Raw genomic sequence first — 17,412 nt, 5'->3', positions numbered from 1 at the left:
CGTAGTTCGGACAAAGTCCGACAACGGGAAGGTCGATGCCTTCACGTTGGTATTATGTGTAGCAATACTAATTAACAGGGGTTGGTTACCGTGAAAAATAGAGCGATATGCGCGTGCACCGGCGCTGCTTTGGCAGTGGCCTGCACATCTGCCCATGCCTTCCCATTTTCCACGGGAATAGGTGATTTGCAGGGCTCATGGGATTCGAACATCACCGCCGGGATGGCAACGCGAACGAAAAATCCAAGCTGCTCACTCACAGGAGACCCGGACTTTGCCAACTGCGGGGCGGCAGCCAATACGGCCCAATGGTCTAATGGTGACGACGGCGATCTTAACTACAAAAAGTTCAAGCCTTATTCGGCATACCTCGGTCTTACCAGCGAGTTGCTTCTTTCATCACAGGAGGCGGGCGTTAAGTTTATGGTCCGTGGTACAGGCTTGTATGATTTCATGGCTAAGAACACGCAGCGCACGGACCTCTCCGGCGACGCTTATGGACAGATCGTTCACAATATCGACCTGTTGGACCTCTGGGTTCAGAAGAGCTTCAACATCGGCGACCAGCAAGCTCGAGTCCGTGTGGGTAACCAGGCAATCAACTGGGGCGAGAGCTACTTTGCCGCAGGTGGAATCAACGCCACCAACTCGCTGGACTACCAGAAGCTGGCGATTCCCGGCACCCAGTTGAAGCAGGCCATACTTCCCGCACCCATGATTGATTTCTCGACGAGTTTGCCCAAAGGCTTCGACACTGAGGCTTATTATCAGTGGGCATGGAAGGCAAACCGGTATCCACCTGTCGGTACTTTCTGGTCGACTTCCGACGTCTTTGGAAAAGGGTTTCAGCCCGCGACGTTAAACACGAATAACTTAAATGTGGGCGGTCTGGATGCAGGCACACTGGCGGGTCCTGGGCGCGTCGGCATTGGCACGCTGAACGCCACGAACTCGGCGCTTGTCAACGGCGCTTATCCGGGATCGTTAGGCGTCCCGTATCTGACGACCAACGCCGGAGACAATCCGCAATATGGTATTCGCGTTGGCTATCGGCCGCCAAATCTGGACGTCAACTTCGGACTGTACTACCTTCAGTACACGGACAAGGCTCCTGTTGTGTCCTATCTTGCCAATGGAGTGTCTAACTATCATTACCTGTCGGACCGGCGTTTGATTGGCGCTAGTGCTAACCTTCCGGTCGGCAATTGGGCCGTCGGTACTGAACTCTCGTACCGCCCGCGTGATGCTGTGGCGATGTCCGGGTGTTTCAACGCCGGCGGACCCGCGGACGCAAACACAAATGGGGTTTCTGGCCAGACATGCAACGGTTACAGGGATTTCAAGAAATTCCAGTACGACATCAATGCCCAGTTAAACCTCACTCCGAGTACATATCCGTTCATCAAATTTCTGAAGGCGGACGCGGCGACCTTCACGGCTGAATTTACGTGGATTAACTATCCGGGAGTGAATCCCAACACGCAGTACTACAGCACGATTAACGGTCATCCTGTTTATCAGCTCGTCGATGCTGGCTATGTCACCTGGCTGAACGGTGGCAATGTGGGAGGGCAGGGTACGGCCAATTCCATGGGACTGACGCTCGACTTCAACTGGACCTATGACGGCTCGTTGATTCCCGGCTGGCAGGTGACACCTGGCGTGACTTTCCAAGGCACGCTGCATGGCTATACGCCGACGTTCAGCTACAACTATGCATCAGGCGCGAAGTCGGCAAACCTCTACGTGCTGTTCAACCAGAACCCGACCGTATGGCAAGCGGGTATCAACTTCGCCATGTTCTTCGGCGGAAACTCGTCGAGCCAGGTCTATGGAGACAGAAACTTCATCGGTATATTCGCGACCCGCAATTTCTGATCTGCTCGCCACGGTTTGGCGGCGTTGCGGTGCGCCGCCGGGCACTTACGGGAGGCGAGCGCGCGGTCGCGTGTGCATTTGCAGAGATTTGGGCACGCCACGCCGCAGTGTGTCGGTTGCCCCGGTGGGTTGGTAACCGACGTCTCATCTTTTGCGGGAAGCTGAGTGTGATTTACGATGCCGAGCGGGAAGTGTTTGAAGCAGCCTCTTCATGGCTGTCGTCGGGATTCAACGTTTGGTTGTACACGGTCGTGAGGACATGGGGATCGTCACCCAGGCCAATTGGTTCGGTTATGGCGTTGAGAGACGACGGACGTGTGGTCGGTTCTGTGTCCGGTGGCTGTATCGAAGATGACCTCATTCATCAACTGCAGACAAAAGGACCACCCGGCGAGACCAGACCTTCGATAATCGTGTACGGGTTGAACGCAGACGAAGCTCATAGATTTGGGCTGCCATGTGGCGGGACTTTGCAATTGGTGCAGGAAAGGCTCGGCACTAAAAGTGGACTCGATACTTTGCTTCGCGCGCTAAGAGAAGGCCGGATCGTCCGCCGGACTTTGAGACTTTCCACAGGTGAGACGCATTTGGCAGACGCCTCAGACGAGCCGGGCGCCATTCGATTTGATAAGACAACGCTGTCAACGGTGCATGGGCCAACCTGGCGGATGTTGTTGATAGGTGGCGGCTACCTCAGCGCCTATGTCTCAATGATGGCGATTCCGCTAGGCTATGCCGTGACGCTATGCGACCCACGACCGGAGTATGTCGCTGAATTGGAGATTCCCGGGGTCAACGTTGTGCGGACGATGCCCGACGACGCGGTGATCGAGATGAAACTGGATGCGCGTAGCGCGGTGATTGCGCTGACCCATGACCCAAAGCTTGACGACTTTGCTTTGATAGAGGCACTTGAGACACGCGCGTTCTATGTCGGTGCTATTGGTTCACGCCGAAATAGTGATGCGCGCCGCGAGCGGCTAAGCCTATTTGGATTGCGTGACGCCGCGCTGGCAAATTTGCGCTGCCCGGTAGGGCTCTACCTTGGCGGAAATTCACCTCCTGAGATTGCGCTATCGATCATCGCCGATGTCACGGCGCGGCGTAACGGTATTCCCATTACCGAGTTGGCGGATGTACGGCTTGGAAAGACTATTGCTGGGTAACCGACTGGCAGAAACGCCGATTGCACATGGGGTTCCACCGCCAATTGACGATTGAGTGGGAGCGATCGAGTGGGGATTCGAGGCCAGTTCGCAAGGACGGGATCGGAGGCGCCCGTGTGCCATTTTCCAGGGCGTCGAGGTGACCGATTTTGCTGTATGGGTAGGATGATGGGTACGCCATGGCTTGGAGATGTGGGAGTCAAACCTGGCGGGGCTTTCCGCTCAGTTGTTGGAATCGGCTGCTTTCCGCCTGCGGGGGGCTTCCCGGGGCATTCCAATAACTTCCACTTCCGCTGACGCCCTCTAGATCGCTGCTTTAAAAGCGGTTTATGAGTAACGGCATGCTTGCTGCTTCCACTACGATCCCGCAAAATTTCCGCACGAAGTATGGGTGGCGACATGGGTTTTGTGGGTAGGAAGGGAGGGCAACACGCTCAGGACTTACGCATATTCGGTGATCGGTGAAGTCCGTGTGCGCGCAGCCAGTCAGCGCGGACTAGCGTAACGCACACGTTGCTCGATACGACCGAACACGCTTATTTCAGCGCGCGCGAAAGCTTCGATCCTGACTGTGTCACCGTCGGCAAGATAAGGCACAAGCGGCGTCGCGCCTTTGATCATCTCCTTAGCCCGTCGCTCGGCGATGCAACCGTAGCCGCTATTTTCGCCATGGTTTGAGACGGTGCCGGCACCCAGGACAGTACCCGCGCACAGCGGTCGAGTTTTCGCGGCATGGTGCAGAAGGTCGGCGAAGGAGAAGTGCATATCGACTCCGGTCTGAAGGCGGCCGACCGTCGTCGTGTTGTGCGCGACGTGCAGTTCAAGGTGAGCGCGTTCGCCGTCCCACCTATCTCCCAGTTCGTCCGGCGTCACGAAAATCGGGCCGAACGCAGTCGGTGGTTTGCCGTGAATAAAGCCGAATCCCTTGGCAAGTTCATCCGGAATGAGCCCCCGCAACGAGATGTCATTGGCGAGACCGATCAGACGGATCGCGTGGCCACAGTCGGCTTTCGACGCACCCATCGCAAGATCGCCCGTGATGACGACAAGCTCGGCCTCGAAGTCCGGTCCCCAACTCGCGTCCAGCACTTCGATGTCCGCATTCCACGGCAGAAATGGGCTGGACACGCCTTGGTACATGACGGGATCCGTGAGCGCCGCGGGCGGCATCGCAGCACCGCGCGCGCGCCGCACCAGTTCGACATGACGCAGATACGCGCTGGCGTCCAGCCACTGATAACCGCGTGGCAATGGTGCCATCAGCGCATTCCAATTCAAGGGGTGCGCATCCGCCGTTTCGTTTGCACACAAACGGGTGTAGGTGTCGCGCAGAGGCGCTGCAATGGTGTCCCACCGATCGAGCGCCTGTTGCAGGGTCGAGGCGAGTCGAGTAACGGCGCAAACGCGCTCGGAGTTCTTGTCGACCAGCACCAGTTGACCATCAACCGTACCGTCGCGAAGCGTGGCGAGTTTCAAATGGATCTCCTTTTCGACGGCTGTTTTGGCTGACGGCCTTGCGCGTTCCGAATTCTTCCGGCGCTTGGATCGTGCGCAACGCGCTCGCGATCAGGTCGACGTTGGCACGCGTAACCAACAGGATCGCAGAATAAATGCAAAAATAAATTATTTCAATATGAAATTATTAGGTTAAACCCAGGGCGCAGTGTCGTGACGTGACCTGCGAAGCGGCAGGATGCGACGCGGAACTCACTCGACGTTGCTGGCGTTTTGCCACAAGCGCAGCGAGAGCGAGGCCAATGCAGCCTGTTCGTCTTTGGAAAAACCCGCTAGCAGTTCCTGTTCGACCTGGACCGCCACCGGGACGATTTCCTCATAGACCGTACGGCCTTTTTTGCTGAGGCGCAGCGTCACGCGGCGGCGGTCTTCCGTGTCGATTCTGCGAATCAGCAGTCCCAGTTCTTCGAGTTGATTGAGTGCCCGTGTGACGCTCACACTATCCATTGCCGCTCGCTCTGCCACGTCTTTGGCTGACATGGGTTGAGCGTCGTCACCGAGGTGAGCCATGACTCGCCAGGCGGCCGCTGACATGCCAAAGTGCTCGTAGCAGAAGGTATGCAGGCGCGCACTGACGTGGTTGACGACGAATGAAAGGCGATAAGGCAGCCACGAATCTAGGTGAAGTTGGACGGGCACTGTTGTCATGCGCTCGGGGCGTCGCGGTGGGTGGTCGAAGGTGTAATTATTTCACGACGAAACAAAAAATTGTGCTTTTCCCGTCAACTTCGAAGGGATGGCTCCGCAGGTGGCTGACCATCGCGGAAAATTAATTTCATAATGAAATTAATTGCATTTGAAAATAATTATGCCTAGAATTCGATGACGCTCTCAGTGGAGTTGGGAGAGATTGAAAAATAGGAGGCGCGGTCGCGTTGGCACATCCGTTGCCGAGCAGCTGTCGTCGTGCCGGACGTTACACGTCGGGCGCACGCGAATGGAGGAGCAGATATGGCAGAGAGTCGGTGCGTACGTGTCATTGACACGGCATTCATGGAATTTGCAAGTATGGAACCGGAGGCGCTGATCGCAACGTTCGGCCGCCTGGGCTTCAGCGCAGCGGGACGACATCGCAGTCAACGCATCACCTGGCTACGGCAAGGTGGAGTCAGCATCATCGTCAACGGCGAGCCCGGTTCGCACGGAGAACGATTTGCTGCGGTGCACGGTCCCTCGTGCGCGGGGATGGGTTTCCTCGTAGAGCGCAGCGACGAATCAATAGACGTTGCGCGTGCACACGGCGCCGATCCAGCCATGCTCGCGGCGCATTCGCTGCTCCCGCGTGTTGCATTGCAAGGTATCGGCGACAGCGCGCTCTACCTGGTCGACATGGCGACGCTTAACGAACTGAAGTCGCAATTTGACTTCGAACCGGTCCACGAACCCGTCGCGCCGTTTCTGCGTATCGATCACGTTACGCACTGCGTCCATCCGGGCCACATGGCTGAATGGGTGAACTTTTACCGGCGCATTTTCGGCTTTGAGGAAGTATTCAAGTTCGTCGCCGGCGACAGGGAAAACGGCTTCGACACGATTGCCGTGCGCGCGCCGGACAGCGCCGCCTGCGTGACGGTGATCGAGCCGATGGGCGCAAGCTCACAGATTCAGGCGTTCATCGACGAGTACCACGGCGAGGGCATCCAGCATGTGGCGCTTAGCAGCGGCGACCTGTACGAGACAGTCGAGCGTCTGACGAAAGAAGGGATTGAATTCCTTCCGGCGCCGGCCAGTTACTACACGGCGCTCGATGAGCGCGTCCCCGGACATGGTGAGGATATTGAACGTCTGCAACGCCTCAACATGTTGCTTGACGGCGCCAATACCGGTGAAAACCCGCACGCCACTGCGCGCCTGTTGCTGCAGATATTCACACGAAAGATGGTGGGGCCGATCTTCTTCGAGGCGATCCAGCGTAAAGGCGACACGTCGTTCGGCGAGGGCAATGCAAAGGCGCTTTTCGAAGCAATCAAACGTGAACAGCGAGGGGAGTCCGTTTGACATGTCCTTTCTGATCCATTGCCTGTATCGCCCCGGTGGTGCGGCGGATCGCCTGCCCATCCGGCGCGCTCATATTCACTACATGCTCGACTGGCTTCCGGTCACGGTGTTCGGTTCCGCCATTCTCAGCGCCGACGGTACGCAGGCGGCCGGGATGGTGGTGGCGCTGGATGTCGACAGCGAGACGGAGGTGCGGCGCTTCATCGCAAGCGAGCCGTATTGCAGCGCGGGTCTGTTCGACACCATCACGGTCAACCCCCTGGTGCAAATGACACCGCCCTACACGCGCGCGGTACTCGAGCGCGAACTGGAGAAATGTCAATGAGTCGCGCTCCCCAGATTCCTTTGCGCGCCGGCAACTTCAGCCGCCAGGCCCACGCCGATCTGCCCGACGGTACCTACGAGCGCGAGGTCGGCAGGGAGGGCTTCGGCGGACAGGCGACCCATTTCTACCATCGGCATCCGCCGACTGCCTGGACACACTGGGAGGGCGCTCATCGACCACGAGCGTTCGATCTGAATCAACTCGGCCCTGGCCAGTGTCCGCTCGAGGCGCCGCTCGTTGCGTCCAATGCGCACCTGCAGCTACGGGTCTGGAAGCCGGTTGAACCAATGCCCTATCTCGTCCGCAACGCCGATGGCGACGAACTTTTCTTCGTACACGCGGGCGGTGGCGACCTGTATTGTGACTACGGCCATATAACCTTGGGCGAGGGCGACTACTTTGTGCTGCCGCGCGGCACCATGTGGCGACTCGAGCCCCACGGCCCCAGCTTTATTCTCCTGCTCGAGGCCACTGGCGCCGCTTATCGGCTACCGGATCGCGGTCTGCTGGGCGAGCATGCGCTATTCGATCCTGCGGTGCTGGACGTGCCTCAGATTGATGGGTCATTTCTGGCTCAACAGAGCGTACAGCCGACCAGCGTACGCGTGAAGGCGCGTCAGCGGCTTTCCACGATCACGTTCGGCTTCAACCCGCTCGATGCGGTCGGCTGGAAAGGCACACTGGTGCCTATCCGCCTGAACTGGCGCGATATCCGGCCGGTGAGCAGCGACCGGTATCACCTGCCGCCGTCTGCACATTCGACGTTTGTCACGGACCGCTTTGCTGTCTGCACGTTCTGCCCCCGTCCAGCGGAGACCGACCCAGGCGCACTGAAAGTCCCGTTCTTCCATTCGAACGACGACTATGACGAACTGCTCTTTCTGCACGCCGGTCAGTTCTTTAGCCGCTCAGGCATGGGACCGGGCGCAATGACATTCCATCCGAGCGGCTTTCCTCATGGTCCGCATCCGGGGCCCTATAAAACGAGTCGGTCGAATCCACGCACCAGGATCGAGGAAGTCGCTATCAATATCGACGCGCGGGATCCGCTTGATCTGGCAAAAGGACTCACGGGGTGCGAACTTGCCGGTCACGTCGAATCGTGGCTTGAATTTACTGAGGATATCGAATCATGAGATATGGCGACGTCAGCGCCGCTATTGAGCGGCTGAAGCCATCATTCGGCGATCGGCTGAGTCTGTCCGCGGCGGTTCGCGAGCAGCATGGCAAGGACACGACCTTCCATCCGGTCAGGGCGCCGGACGCCGTCGTGTTTCCAAACGTCGTCGAGGAAGTGCAGCAGATCGTGCGCGTGTGTGCGGATCTTCATGTTCCTATCATCCCATTCGGCACCGGGACGTCATGCGAAGGGCACGTGGCTGCCTTGCACGGCGGCATATGTGTCGATACATCCCAGCTGCGCGCGGTCCGGGCGATCCGCGTCGACGATCTGGATGCGACGGTCGAGGCGGGCGTCACCCGCAAAGAACTGAATGCGCAATTACACGGCACAGGTCTGCATTTTCCAATCGACCCAGGCGCCGACGCCTCGATTGGTGGGATGGTGTCGACGCGGGCGTCGGGCACGAACGCCGTGCGCTACGGCACGATGCGCGAACAGGTCCTGAATCTGGAGATCGTTCTTCCCGACGGAAGTCTCGTACATACCGGCACTCGGGCGCGCAAGTCCGCCGCCGGTTATGACCTGACGCATCTGTTCGTCGGTTCGGAAGGCACATTGGGAATCGTGACAGCCGTCACGTTGAAGCTGCACGCAATCCCTGAACATATTGCTGTTGCAACGTGTAGTTTTCCGGAGTTGTCGCAAGCGGTTCAGGCTGTCATTCAAACCGTGCAGGCCGGTGTTCCGATCGGCCGGGTGGAGCTACTCGACGACACCCAGGTCGAAGCGGTCAATCGCTACTCGAAGCTGGCGCTGAGCGTCGCGCCGACCCTGATCTTCGAATTTCATGGCAGCCGCGGCGCTGTCCAGGACCAGATCGAACTGGTCAAGGATATCGCCGACGCAAATGGCGGGTGCAATTTTGAATGGGCTGAGCGTCCTGAGGATCGCTCGCGCCTGTGGAAGGCGCGTCACGATATCTGGTGGGCGAACCTGGCATTGCGTCCCGGATCGCAGGGTCTGCCAACCGACGTCTGTGTGCCGATCTCACAACTGGCGGCCAATATTCAGGCAGCCAAAGAGGACGTGCTGCAGGCCGACCTGATTGCGCCGATCTGCGGCCATGTGGGTGACGGCAATTTCCATCTGTGCTTCGTGGTGAACCCTGATTGCGCAGACGAGATGCGACGCGTGGGGCAGGTCAATCGACGCATGATCGAACGAGCGCTTGCGTGCGGAGGAACGTGCACGGGCGAACATGGAATTGGCTACGGCAAGATTGATTTCCTGCGCCAGGAGGCGGGCAACGCGTTCGCTCTGCATTGCACCGTCAAACGTGCGTTCGATCCGGCCGGAATCATGAATCCGGGAAAAATCACCGGCGAGCCATTCGACGCGGCCACATCTTAGGGCTTCGCTGACGCAGTCGAGAATCCGGTCAGGCGCAAAGCGGATCGCAGAAGCTGGCTAAGCGGAGCCAGATCAGCAGGCGGGCACAGACCCGTCGCAAAGCTCCAGTTGGAGCGCACCTTGGCCGACATCCGGAATTTCCCGAAATCCGGATCGGCATAACAGGAGACATGATGAACCAGAATAGCTTGCAATATGCGGCGACACCTCAGTCGCCCGCTTCACAGCCGCTTGACGCGACGTATCGGAAGATCGCATATCGGCTGCTGCCCATCCTCTTCCTCAGCTATGTGGTGTCCTATCTCGATCGCCAGAACATCGGATTTGCGAAGCTCCAGATGCAGCAGGAGCTTAATTTTAGTGATTCGGTATTTGGGCTTGGCGCGAGCATTTTCTTTCTTGGTTATATTCTCTTCGAAGTGCCCAGTAACATTCTTCTCCATAAGCTCGGTGCGCGCCGCTGGATTGCTCGCATCATGATTAGCTGGGGGCTTATTTCAGCGTTAATGTTCGTCACCCGCGGGCCGGTTTCGTTTTATGTGTTGAGACTATTGCTCGGGGTTGCTGAGGCCGGTCTTGTTCCCGGTGCAATCCTCTATCTGAGCCAATGGTTCCCAGCTTCCCGGCGCGCACGCGTTGTAGCGATCTTTTATAGCGCAGTGGCGGTCTCGGGCATTGTGGGCGGACCGGTCTCAGGCTGGCTGATGCAAACCTTTCACGGTGCGTACGGGTTAAGCGGCTGGCAGTGGCTGTTCATCAGCGAGGGCCTGCCGTCCGTGCTGATGGGACTGATCGTATGGCGGTTCATGGTCGATTCACCCGATCACGCTGGCTGGCTGAGTCCCGAGGAGAGAATGGCGGTCAAGGCAGAACTTGCGGTAGTTGCTCATGCAAGCGGATCAGAGATGCGCGCGCTGGCCGATCCCCAACTCTGGTTATTGATCGTGGTTTTTTTCATGTTGTGCGCGGGCATTACCGGCGTGGGTCTATGGATGCCTACGCTGGTGCAGGCCACGGGCGTGCGGAGTCTAACGCAGATTGGTCTGCTGACCGCAGTTCCTTACCTCGTGGCGATCGTCGCCATGTTTTTCAATTGTCGACACTCCGACCGCACCGGCGAGCGACGCTGGCATGTTGCGCTGCCGATGCTGATCGCCGCCATGGGTCTGGCTCTCGCCGTGCGTTTTGAGCATGACACTGTCATCTCGCTGGTTGGCTTGACGTTGTGCGCCTCCGGCATTCTCTGTTCGACTCCGCCGTTCTGGAGCTTGCCGGTTGCGCGTCTTTCAGGCCGGGCGGCTGCAGTCGGTGTTGCAATGGTCACGGCGATGGGCAGCCTCGGCAGCTTCGCCAGCCCATATTTCATCGGGCTCACGCGAGACCTGACGCATAGCACGGCAATCGGGATTTATTCGATTGCCGCCGGGTTGTTCTTCGGCGGACTGCTCATTCTTGCGTACCACCGGCACGACGCGGTCCATGTATTCAGAGATGTTGTCGCCTGACATCTTGAACGGGCATTCGGCTTGACCTGGCCGCTTCTTACCGGACTGAAAGATTGCATCGACTGTAATGGTCCGGTGGGGGAAAGCAGAGGTTTGAAGGGATCGAAAAAATTCTGTGAGTAGCTTCATCTTTTAATTGACCGTCCGGACGGGTAATTCTATACTCGTCCACAAGATGGGGGGATTCAATGAACTTTCTGGATAAGTTTTACGACGAAATCGAGGTTGGTGAGCAGTACACGTCGCGGGGAAGGACGGTAACCGAATCCGACATCGTGCAATGGTGTGCGTTGACCGGCGACTGGTATGTGCTGCACACAAACGCGCACTACGCTGCGCAGACGCAATTTGGTCAGCGGATTGCGCCGGGCTTGCTGGTTCACGCTATCGCCGCAGGCCTTGGTGTTCCGGCCGATGCACCTGCGGTCGTAGCGAATTACGGCAGTGACACGCTGCGCTTTACCGCGCCGACCTTCATCGGCGACACGGTTCATTTGCGCAGTGAAGTGCTGGCGAAGACCGACAAGCGTAGCGGCCGTGATGGTGTCGTGAAACTTGGCTGGAACGTATTCAACCAGAACGGTGCGCAACTGATTGCTAGCGACATGCAGATCCTGATGAGTTGCCGGGGAGGGAACAATTAATGGGTCCCAATGCGGTTCGCTGTCGGGTTGAAGCCGGTGTCGCCACGATCACCCTGGATAAACCCGAAACTAAAAACAGCCTGTCGATACCGGAGATGGTCGAGGTCGGTGTAGCAGTGCGGCGCGCGGCGAGCGCGGGAGCGCGCTGCATTCTCATCACGGGTGTGGGCGATGCCTTCTGCGCCGGTCGCGATCTGAAAGGCGTCAATCTTGACGAGGACGACACGTACGAGCTTCTTGCCCGTGAAATCAATCCCGCGCTTAAAGTCGTACGTGAATGCGAAGTGCCTACTATCGCCTCGGTTGCGGGACCGGCACTAGGCTTTGGATTTGGATTGGCGCTTGCCTGTGACCTCACGATTGCGGCCGACAACGCAATTTTTGGAAGCCCTTTCCGGAAGATCGGCTTACTGCCTGACTCCGGCGCTCACTACTACTTGCGCGAGCGACTCGGCCGGCACCGCGCTGCCGAGTTGATCATGACTGGCAGGATGCTCAGCGGCAGGCAAGCCGCTGAGCTCGGGCTGATCAATCGAAGTTGCGGCGCCGAAGAACTTCACGCGGTGACGGCGAAACTAGCGCGCGATATTGCGCACGGGCCCACCCGCGCCTTCGGTTTGAGCAAGCGAATACTCGATTCTGGCGATTCGTATACCGATATGGCGGAACTCGAAGCGGTATCCCAGCACGAGGCGATCAACGGGTCTGATGGCAGGGAAGGCGTCAGAGCGTTTCAGGAAAAGCGTGCCCCGCGGTTCATAGGGAACTGAGCGTGGAAACGCGAACGGGTGAATCAGCAAGAATGACTTATCTCAACGGACTACGCGAAGGCACGCTGCTCTATCAGTTCGACCGGCATGCCGGGGTACCGGTGTTCTTCCCGCGCGAGGTGGGTCCATCTGGCCTACGCGAGGCGCTCGAATGGCGGCGCAGCAGTGGCCGCGGCGTCGTGTACTCGATTACCGTGATGCAGCCGAAAGGGGAAGCGCCGTTCAACGTTGCCCTCATTACCCTCGAAGAGGGCTTCCGGATGATGTCCACGGTGATCTCGGACAAACCCGGCGAGATCGTAATCGGTCAGTCTGTTGAAGCCGCGTATGACGAATTGGCCGGCGTGCCACGAATCATTTTCAGGCCCGTGCAATGAGTACAACCTTGCGTGGTTCGACCGCAATCGTCGGAGTCGGCATGTGTACAGTGGCGACACTTCCGCCTGAGAGCTCTCCAGTCGACGCGATGGCGCTTGCCGTAGCCGATGCTCTTGCCGACAGTGGCGTCCTGCTAAGCGAAATCGATGGCGTGTTTGCCGCTGGCCTCCAGTTGTTCATGCCAACGCTAAGCCTGTGTGAGTACCTGAATATCAAGCCGCGCTACACCGACTCGACGCAGGTCGGTGGCGGCACCTTCATTGCTCACCTGAATCACGCGCAAGCCGCCATCGCGGCAGGCCTGTGTGAGGTTGCGCTGATCGCATATGGCAGTACGCAGAAGTCATCGGGAGGCAAGTTCGCGAGCCATTCGGAACCTAGCCCGTATGAGATGCCTTATCGTTATCCCGGTCCCGTCGCCGCCTATGCGCTCATCGCGCAACGCCATATGCATGAGTACGGGACGACGCGTGAGCAGCTTGCCGAGGTCGCGGTTGCAGCACGCAGGTGGGCACAGTTCAATTCACGCGCGTTCGACCAGACGCCTTTGACAGTGGAGGACGTACTCGGCTCGCGCACTGTCGCCAGTCCGCTGACGGTGCGTGACTGTTGTCTGGTGACCGATGGCGCTGGTGTCGTGATTGTGACGTCTGCCGCGCGCGCGCGAGACTGTCGCCGACCGCCTGTGTATGTACTTGGAGTAGGCGAGGCAGTAACGCATCGGAGCATCGCCCAGATGGAGAACCTCGTCTGCACCGGCGCGTCGGATTCCGCACACCGCGCGTTCCAGCAGGCGCGGCTGACTCCGGATGATGTCGATGTTACTCAGTTGTACGACGCGTTCACGATCATGCCGATCGTGTTCGCCGAAGACGTCGGGTTCTGTGCGAAGGGCGAGGGCGGGGCATTTCTCGGCGGTGGGCGCTGTGAACCGGGCGGGGCGTTTCCGATGAATACCAACGGTGGCGGCCTTTCGTTCGGACATCCCGGCATGTTCGGCATCTACACAATCATCGAATCCGCGCTGCAGTTGCGTGGTGACTGCGGACTCCGTCAGGTTCGCGACGCCCACGTCGCATTGGCACATGCACCCGGCGGCTACATGTCGAGTCACTCGACCGCCATTTTCGGCACCCAGGAAGTTCTATAACGATGATCTGCAAAGGACAAAAATGGAGACAATCGAACCGCCCGTGCACGCAAATGATTTCGCGACCCGCGAGGACGTGCTGGCGATCCAGAACTCGAAACTGACCGCGCTAGGTGTTCGTCTTGCGGCAACGGGTGCATGGCGCGAGCATTTCTGCGACGCCGGCATGACGCCGCTTGATCTGGCTGACCGAAGAGCACTTGGCTCGCTGCCTCTGCTCGACAAGGCAGACCTGCGTTCACGCTATCCGTTTCCGTTCCTGACGGTGGCGCCCGAGCGGATTGCCCGTTTCTGCGCGACATCGGGAACCACTGGCCTGCCGGTGATGTTCGGTTTTACCCGCAGCGACTGGGAGCAAACTATCGCGCGACAACTGGCGCGCATTTTCCGCACGACCGGTATTGCGCCGGGAGACCGCGTTTATCAGGGCTACGGCTACGGGCTGTGGATCGGCGGATCGTCAATGGACGAGGCGTTGCGGCGCTACGGCGCAGTCAACTTCCCGATCGGTCCTGGCCGTGGCGAGTTGATGATCCAGTGGCTGCGAGATCACGCGTGCACCGCAACGACGATGTCGCCGTTGTGGATGATGACACTGGTATCACTGGCGCAGAAAGCGGGCATCGACCCGAAACGGGACTGGCGGCTGCGCGTCGGCCTGTTCGGTGGTCAATCGGTATCCGCGGCATTCCGGCGTCAACTGGAAGAGGCCATGCCGCCCGGATTCGTGGCGCACAACATCTATGGCTCGACCGAAGCAGGCGGCCCTGTCCTTGCCGTGTCCTGCGAGTACTCGCATGAGCAGGACGAGATGCATCTGATTAACGATGACTCGGTGCTAACGGAGATCCTCGATCCCGAGACGCTCGCTCCCGTTGGACCTGGCGAGGTCGGCGAGATTGTGATTACGACGCTCGACAAGGAGGCGTCGCCGGTGGTGCGCTGGCGGACGCACGACCTCGTGCGCGTCTCCGCTCATCCGTATGACTGTCCTTGCGGGCGCAGCGGTTTTCCACTCATCGGCCGCATTATCGGCCGCTCGGACGACATGCTGAAGGTGCGTGGGGCAATGGTCTACCCGTCGCAGATCGAAGACGTGATTGCGGACGTCGAAGGTACGGTCAAAGAGGCGTGGCAGATCTATATCGACAAAACGCACGGACATCTGGATTCGCTCGAGGTCGCGGTCGAGAGGCAACATCGCAGCCCAAAGACCGTGGACGCGCTCAGGCAGGAAGTCGGTCGGATTCTGAGGTCCCGCCTCGGCCTGACATGCGCGATTGTCTGTCATGAAGAGGGGACGTTGCCGCGCTATGAATCCAAAGCGCTGCGTGTCATTACTCGTAGCGGACCGAAACCGGCGGGAGACCTTTCATGACGTCATTGACTGGAGTGAAGGTGATCGACTTATCCCGCGTGCTAGGTGGGCCGTTCTGTACCCAGATGCTCGGCGATCATGGCGCCACTGTCATCAAGGTCGAACCACCGCAGGGCGATGAAACGCGTGGCTGGGGACCGCCGTTCGCCGGCGAAACGGCTTCCTATTTTCTCGGCGTCAACCGGAACAAGCAGGGACTCTCGCTCGATCTTGCCCAGCCTGCCGCCCGTGAAGTCCTGATGGCGCTTCTCGAGCAGGCGGATGTACTGGTCGAGAACTTCAAGCCCGGGACACTGGAGAAATGGGGGATGGGCTTCGACACCTTGTCCGAGCGCTTCCCCGGACTGATCCATTGCCGCGTGTCGGGCTTCGGCGCCGACGGCCCGCTCGGCGGCTTGCCCGGCTACGACGCCGTTGCTCAGGCAATGTCGGGGTTAATGTCCGTCAATGGCGGGGCGGGAGCGGAGCCGCTCAGAATGGGCGTGCCGGTCATCGACATCGTCACGGGTATGAATGCGGCGCTGGCGGTCATGTTCGCGCTGTACGAGCGCGAGCAGTCCGGGCGCGGACAGTTTGTCGAAGCCACGCTCTACGACTCGGGCATCTCGCTCATGCATCCGCATCTGCCGAACTACTATTTGTCGGGACGCTCGTCCGGCCGGAGTGGCAATGCGCATCCGAACATCTGTCCGTACGATCTCTTCCCCACGGCGGGGGCACCGATCTTCCTCGCAATCGGCAACGACAGGCAGTTTGAGAAATTCGCGAAGCTTGCAGAAGGTGCGGCGCTCGCCGAGGATCCACGCTTTCTCACCAACGCGCTTCGGCTTGCTCACCGTGATGCACTGCGCGAATCAATCATCGAGTTGCTCGCGCATCAGGACGGCGTTTCGTTTGCGGAGCAACTCATGCGCGTTGGCGTGCCTTGTGGCGCAGTAGCGAATACCGCGGAGGTTGTGACTCATGCGCACACGCAGCATCGGGAAATGATCGTTCGCCTCGGCGAATACACCGGCACGGGCTCACCTGTGAAGCTCTCGCGTACCGGGCCAATTTACCGGCATCCCCCGCCCGAGTTTGCACAAAATACGCATGCGATTCTGAATGGCCTCGGATTCGATGCGACGGCGATCGCGGATTTGATTGAACGCGGCGCAGCGCCGATAACGATTCAGAAAAACTAGCATGACCGCACAAACTTTAACTGGCCTGCGGGTGGTCAATTTTGGTCTCAACCTGCCGGGACCGATGCTCGCGCGAAGACTCGCGAAACGTGGCGCGCAGGTGCAGCACATCGAGCCGCCAGCCGGCGATCCGACGTGCAGCATGTTCGTTAATCCATTCGGAGTGCCGCTGCTTTATCAGTGGCTGCATCAGCACAGCGCAACCATGAGACTGGATTTGAAGCGCTCGGACGACCTGGCGGCCGCGCGGACGATTTGCTCGGCTGCTGATGTGATCATCGACGGATTCTTGCCGGGCACGCTCGCCAGACTCGGCATCGATCCCGACGAACTTCGCCGTGGTGATCCTGGCCTCGTCTACTGCGCAGTTGTCGGCTACCACGATAGAAAGCGAGCTGCGTGGCCAGGGCACGACCTGAACTTTCTGGCGACGAGCGGGCTGGCCACTTCGCTTCGCCTTTCGCCCGATCGGCCTTTGCCGCTGTTTCCGATAGGTGACATCGCCGGCGGTGTGCTTCATGCGGAGACGGAGATTCTCGCCGCGCTGGTTGGGCGCGCTGCACATGGCACGGGTGCGTGCCTGACTGTGGGAATCGCCGATGCGCTGGCGGATCTCGACGTCGTCTCACGTATTAGTGAAGCGGTTCCGGAAGATCCCTCGGCAATGTTTCTGAGTGGCGTCTATGCGTGCTACCGACTGTACTGGGCGGCAAATCAGACAATGCTTGCGCTCGGGGCGCTAGAGGAGAAGTTCTGGATTCGCTTCTGCCATCTGATCGACAAACCGCAGTTAGCCGGACATCAGTTTGCGACCCGGCACGATGGCGCCGATACCCATGCGGTCGTTGAGGCGGCACTGCTTTTGCGTGACGCGGCCAACTGGGAAAGGCTCTCGTTGAACTCGCCATGTTGCCTGACACAAGTCGCGTAGAAGTACCAAAAAAATTTCGAAACCAGAGAAATTAATTGACCGTCCAGACGGTTAATA

The 17,412-nt window shown here is 59.0% G+C and carries 16 protein-coding genes; 14 read left to right on the top strand and 2 right to left on the bottom strand.

Annotated elements, in window-relative coordinates:
- Positions 1–90 precede the first annotated feature (90 nt).
- Entirely contained in the window at positions 91–1,878 is a 1,788-nt protein-coding gene (locus GH665_RS35355) for a DUF1302 domain-containing protein (protein ID WP_153141690.1), read from the top strand.
- Positions 1,879–2,048: 170 nt separating this feature from the next.
- Positions 2,049–3,044 (top strand): XdhC family protein, encoded by a 996-nt coding sequence (locus GH665_RS35350; RefSeq protein WP_408332645.1) that lies wholly within the window; start codon positions 2,049–2,051, stop codon positions 3,042–3,044.
- A gap of 486 nt (positions 3,045–3,530) precedes the next feature.
- Here GH665_RS35350 and GH665_RS35345 read toward each other — a convergent pair whose 3' ends face one another.
- Positions 3,531–4,520: a fumarylacetoacetate hydrolase family protein gene (locus GH665_RS35345; RefSeq protein WP_153141688.1), complete on the bottom strand. Its 990-nt coding sequence runs from the start codon at positions 4,518–4,520 to the stop codon at positions 3,531–3,533.
- Positions 4,521–4,751: 231 nt separating this feature from the next.
- The gene (locus GH665_RS35340) at positions 4,752–5,093 is read right to left on the bottom strand and encodes a MarR family winged helix-turn-helix transcriptional regulator (RefSeq protein WP_281357371.1); all 342 of its coding nucleotides are present in this window, start codon (positions 5,091–5,093) and stop codon (positions 4,752–4,754) included.
- A 459-nt stretch (positions 5,094–5,552) separates the two neighbouring features.
- Here GH665_RS35340 and hppD point away from each other — a divergent pair, with 459 nt between their 5' ends.
- The 12 genes from hppD to GH665_RS35280 all read left to right on the top strand — a co-directional run bounded on the left by hppD (position 5,553) and on the right by GH665_RS35280 (position 17,355).
- Positions 5,553–6,557 (top strand): 4-hydroxyphenylpyruvate dioxygenase, encoded by a 1,005-nt coding sequence (hppD, locus tag GH665_RS35335; RefSeq protein WP_167531046.1) that lies wholly within the window; start codon positions 5,553–5,555, stop codon positions 6,555–6,557.
- Position 6,558: 1 nt separating this feature from the next.
- Entirely contained in the window at positions 6,559–6,882 is a 324-nt protein-coding gene (locus GH665_RS35330; RefSeq protein WP_167531045.1) for a YciI family protein, read from the top strand.
- Positions 6,879–8,018: a homogentisate 1,2-dioxygenase gene (locus GH665_RS35325; RefSeq protein ID WP_153141684.1), complete on the top strand. Its 1,140-nt coding sequence runs from the start codon at positions 6,879–6,881 to the stop codon at positions 8,016–8,018. The genes GH665_RS35330 and GH665_RS35325 overlap by 4 nt, the downstream gene beginning before the upstream one ends.
- On the top strand, positions 8,015–9,415 hold the full coding sequence (locus GH665_RS35320) for an FAD-linked oxidase C-terminal domain-containing protein (RefSeq protein ID WP_153141683.1): 1,401 nt from the start codon (positions 8,015–8,017) through the stop codon (positions 9,413–9,415). The genes GH665_RS35325 and GH665_RS35320 overlap by 4 nt, the downstream gene beginning before the upstream one ends.
- 173 nt (positions 9,416–9,588) lie before the next feature.
- On the top strand, positions 9,589–10,920 hold the full coding sequence (locus GH665_RS35315) for an MFS transporter (RefSeq protein WP_153142466.1): 1,332 nt from the start codon (positions 9,589–9,591) through the stop codon (positions 10,918–10,920).
- Between the two features lie 188 nt (positions 10,921–11,108).
- Positions 11,109–11,564, top strand: coding sequence for a MaoC/PaaZ C-terminal domain-containing protein (locus tag GH665_RS35310; protein WP_153141682.1), 456 nt, complete (start codon positions 11,109–11,111; stop codon positions 11,562–11,564).
- Positions 11,564–12,334 (top strand): enoyl-CoA hydratase/isomerase family protein, encoded by a 771-nt coding sequence (locus GH665_RS35305; RefSeq protein WP_153141681.1) that lies wholly within the window; start codon positions 11,564–11,566, stop codon positions 12,332–12,334. Before GH665_RS35310 ends, GH665_RS35305 begins: the two co-directional genes overlap by 1 nt.
- A 32-nt stretch (positions 12,335–12,366) precedes the next feature.
- Positions 12,367–12,711 (top strand): Zn-ribbon domain-containing OB-fold protein, encoded by a 345-nt coding sequence (locus tag GH665_RS35300; RefSeq protein ID WP_153141680.1) that lies wholly within the window; start codon positions 12,367–12,369, stop codon positions 12,709–12,711.
- The gene (locus tag GH665_RS35295; protein ID WP_153141679.1) at positions 12,708–13,862 is read left to right on the top strand and encodes an acetyl-CoA acetyltransferase; all 1,155 of its coding nucleotides are present in this window, start codon (positions 12,708–12,710) and stop codon (positions 13,860–13,862) included. Before GH665_RS35300 ends, GH665_RS35295 begins: the two co-directional genes overlap by 4 nt.
- Before the next feature lie 22 nt (positions 13,863–13,884).
- The gene (locus GH665_RS35290) at positions 13,885–15,240 is read left to right on the top strand and encodes a phenylacetate--CoA ligase family protein (protein WP_153141678.1); all 1,356 of its coding nucleotides are present in this window, start codon (positions 13,885–13,887) and stop codon (positions 15,238–15,240) included.
- Positions 15,237–16,424: a CaiB/BaiF CoA transferase family protein gene (locus tag GH665_RS35285; RefSeq protein WP_153141677.1), complete on the top strand. Its 1,188-nt coding sequence runs from the start codon at positions 15,237–15,239 to the stop codon at positions 16,422–16,424. The genes GH665_RS35290 and GH665_RS35285 overlap by 4 nt, the downstream gene beginning before the upstream one ends.
- A 1-nt stretch (position 16,425) precedes the next feature.
- A complete protein-coding gene (locus GH665_RS35280; protein WP_153141676.1) occupies positions 16,426–17,355 on the top strand; it encodes a CoA transferase in 930 nt (309 codons plus the stop codon).
- The last annotated feature ends 57 nt before the right edge of the window (positions 17,356–17,412 follow it).

The sequence above is a fragment of the Paraburkholderia agricolaris genome (assembly GCF_009455635.1).
GTDB lineage: Bacteria > Pseudomonadota > Gammaproteobacteria > Burkholderiales > Burkholderiaceae > Paraburkholderia > Paraburkholderia agricolaris.
This window is presented reverse-complemented; position numbering and strand designations above follow the sequence as displayed.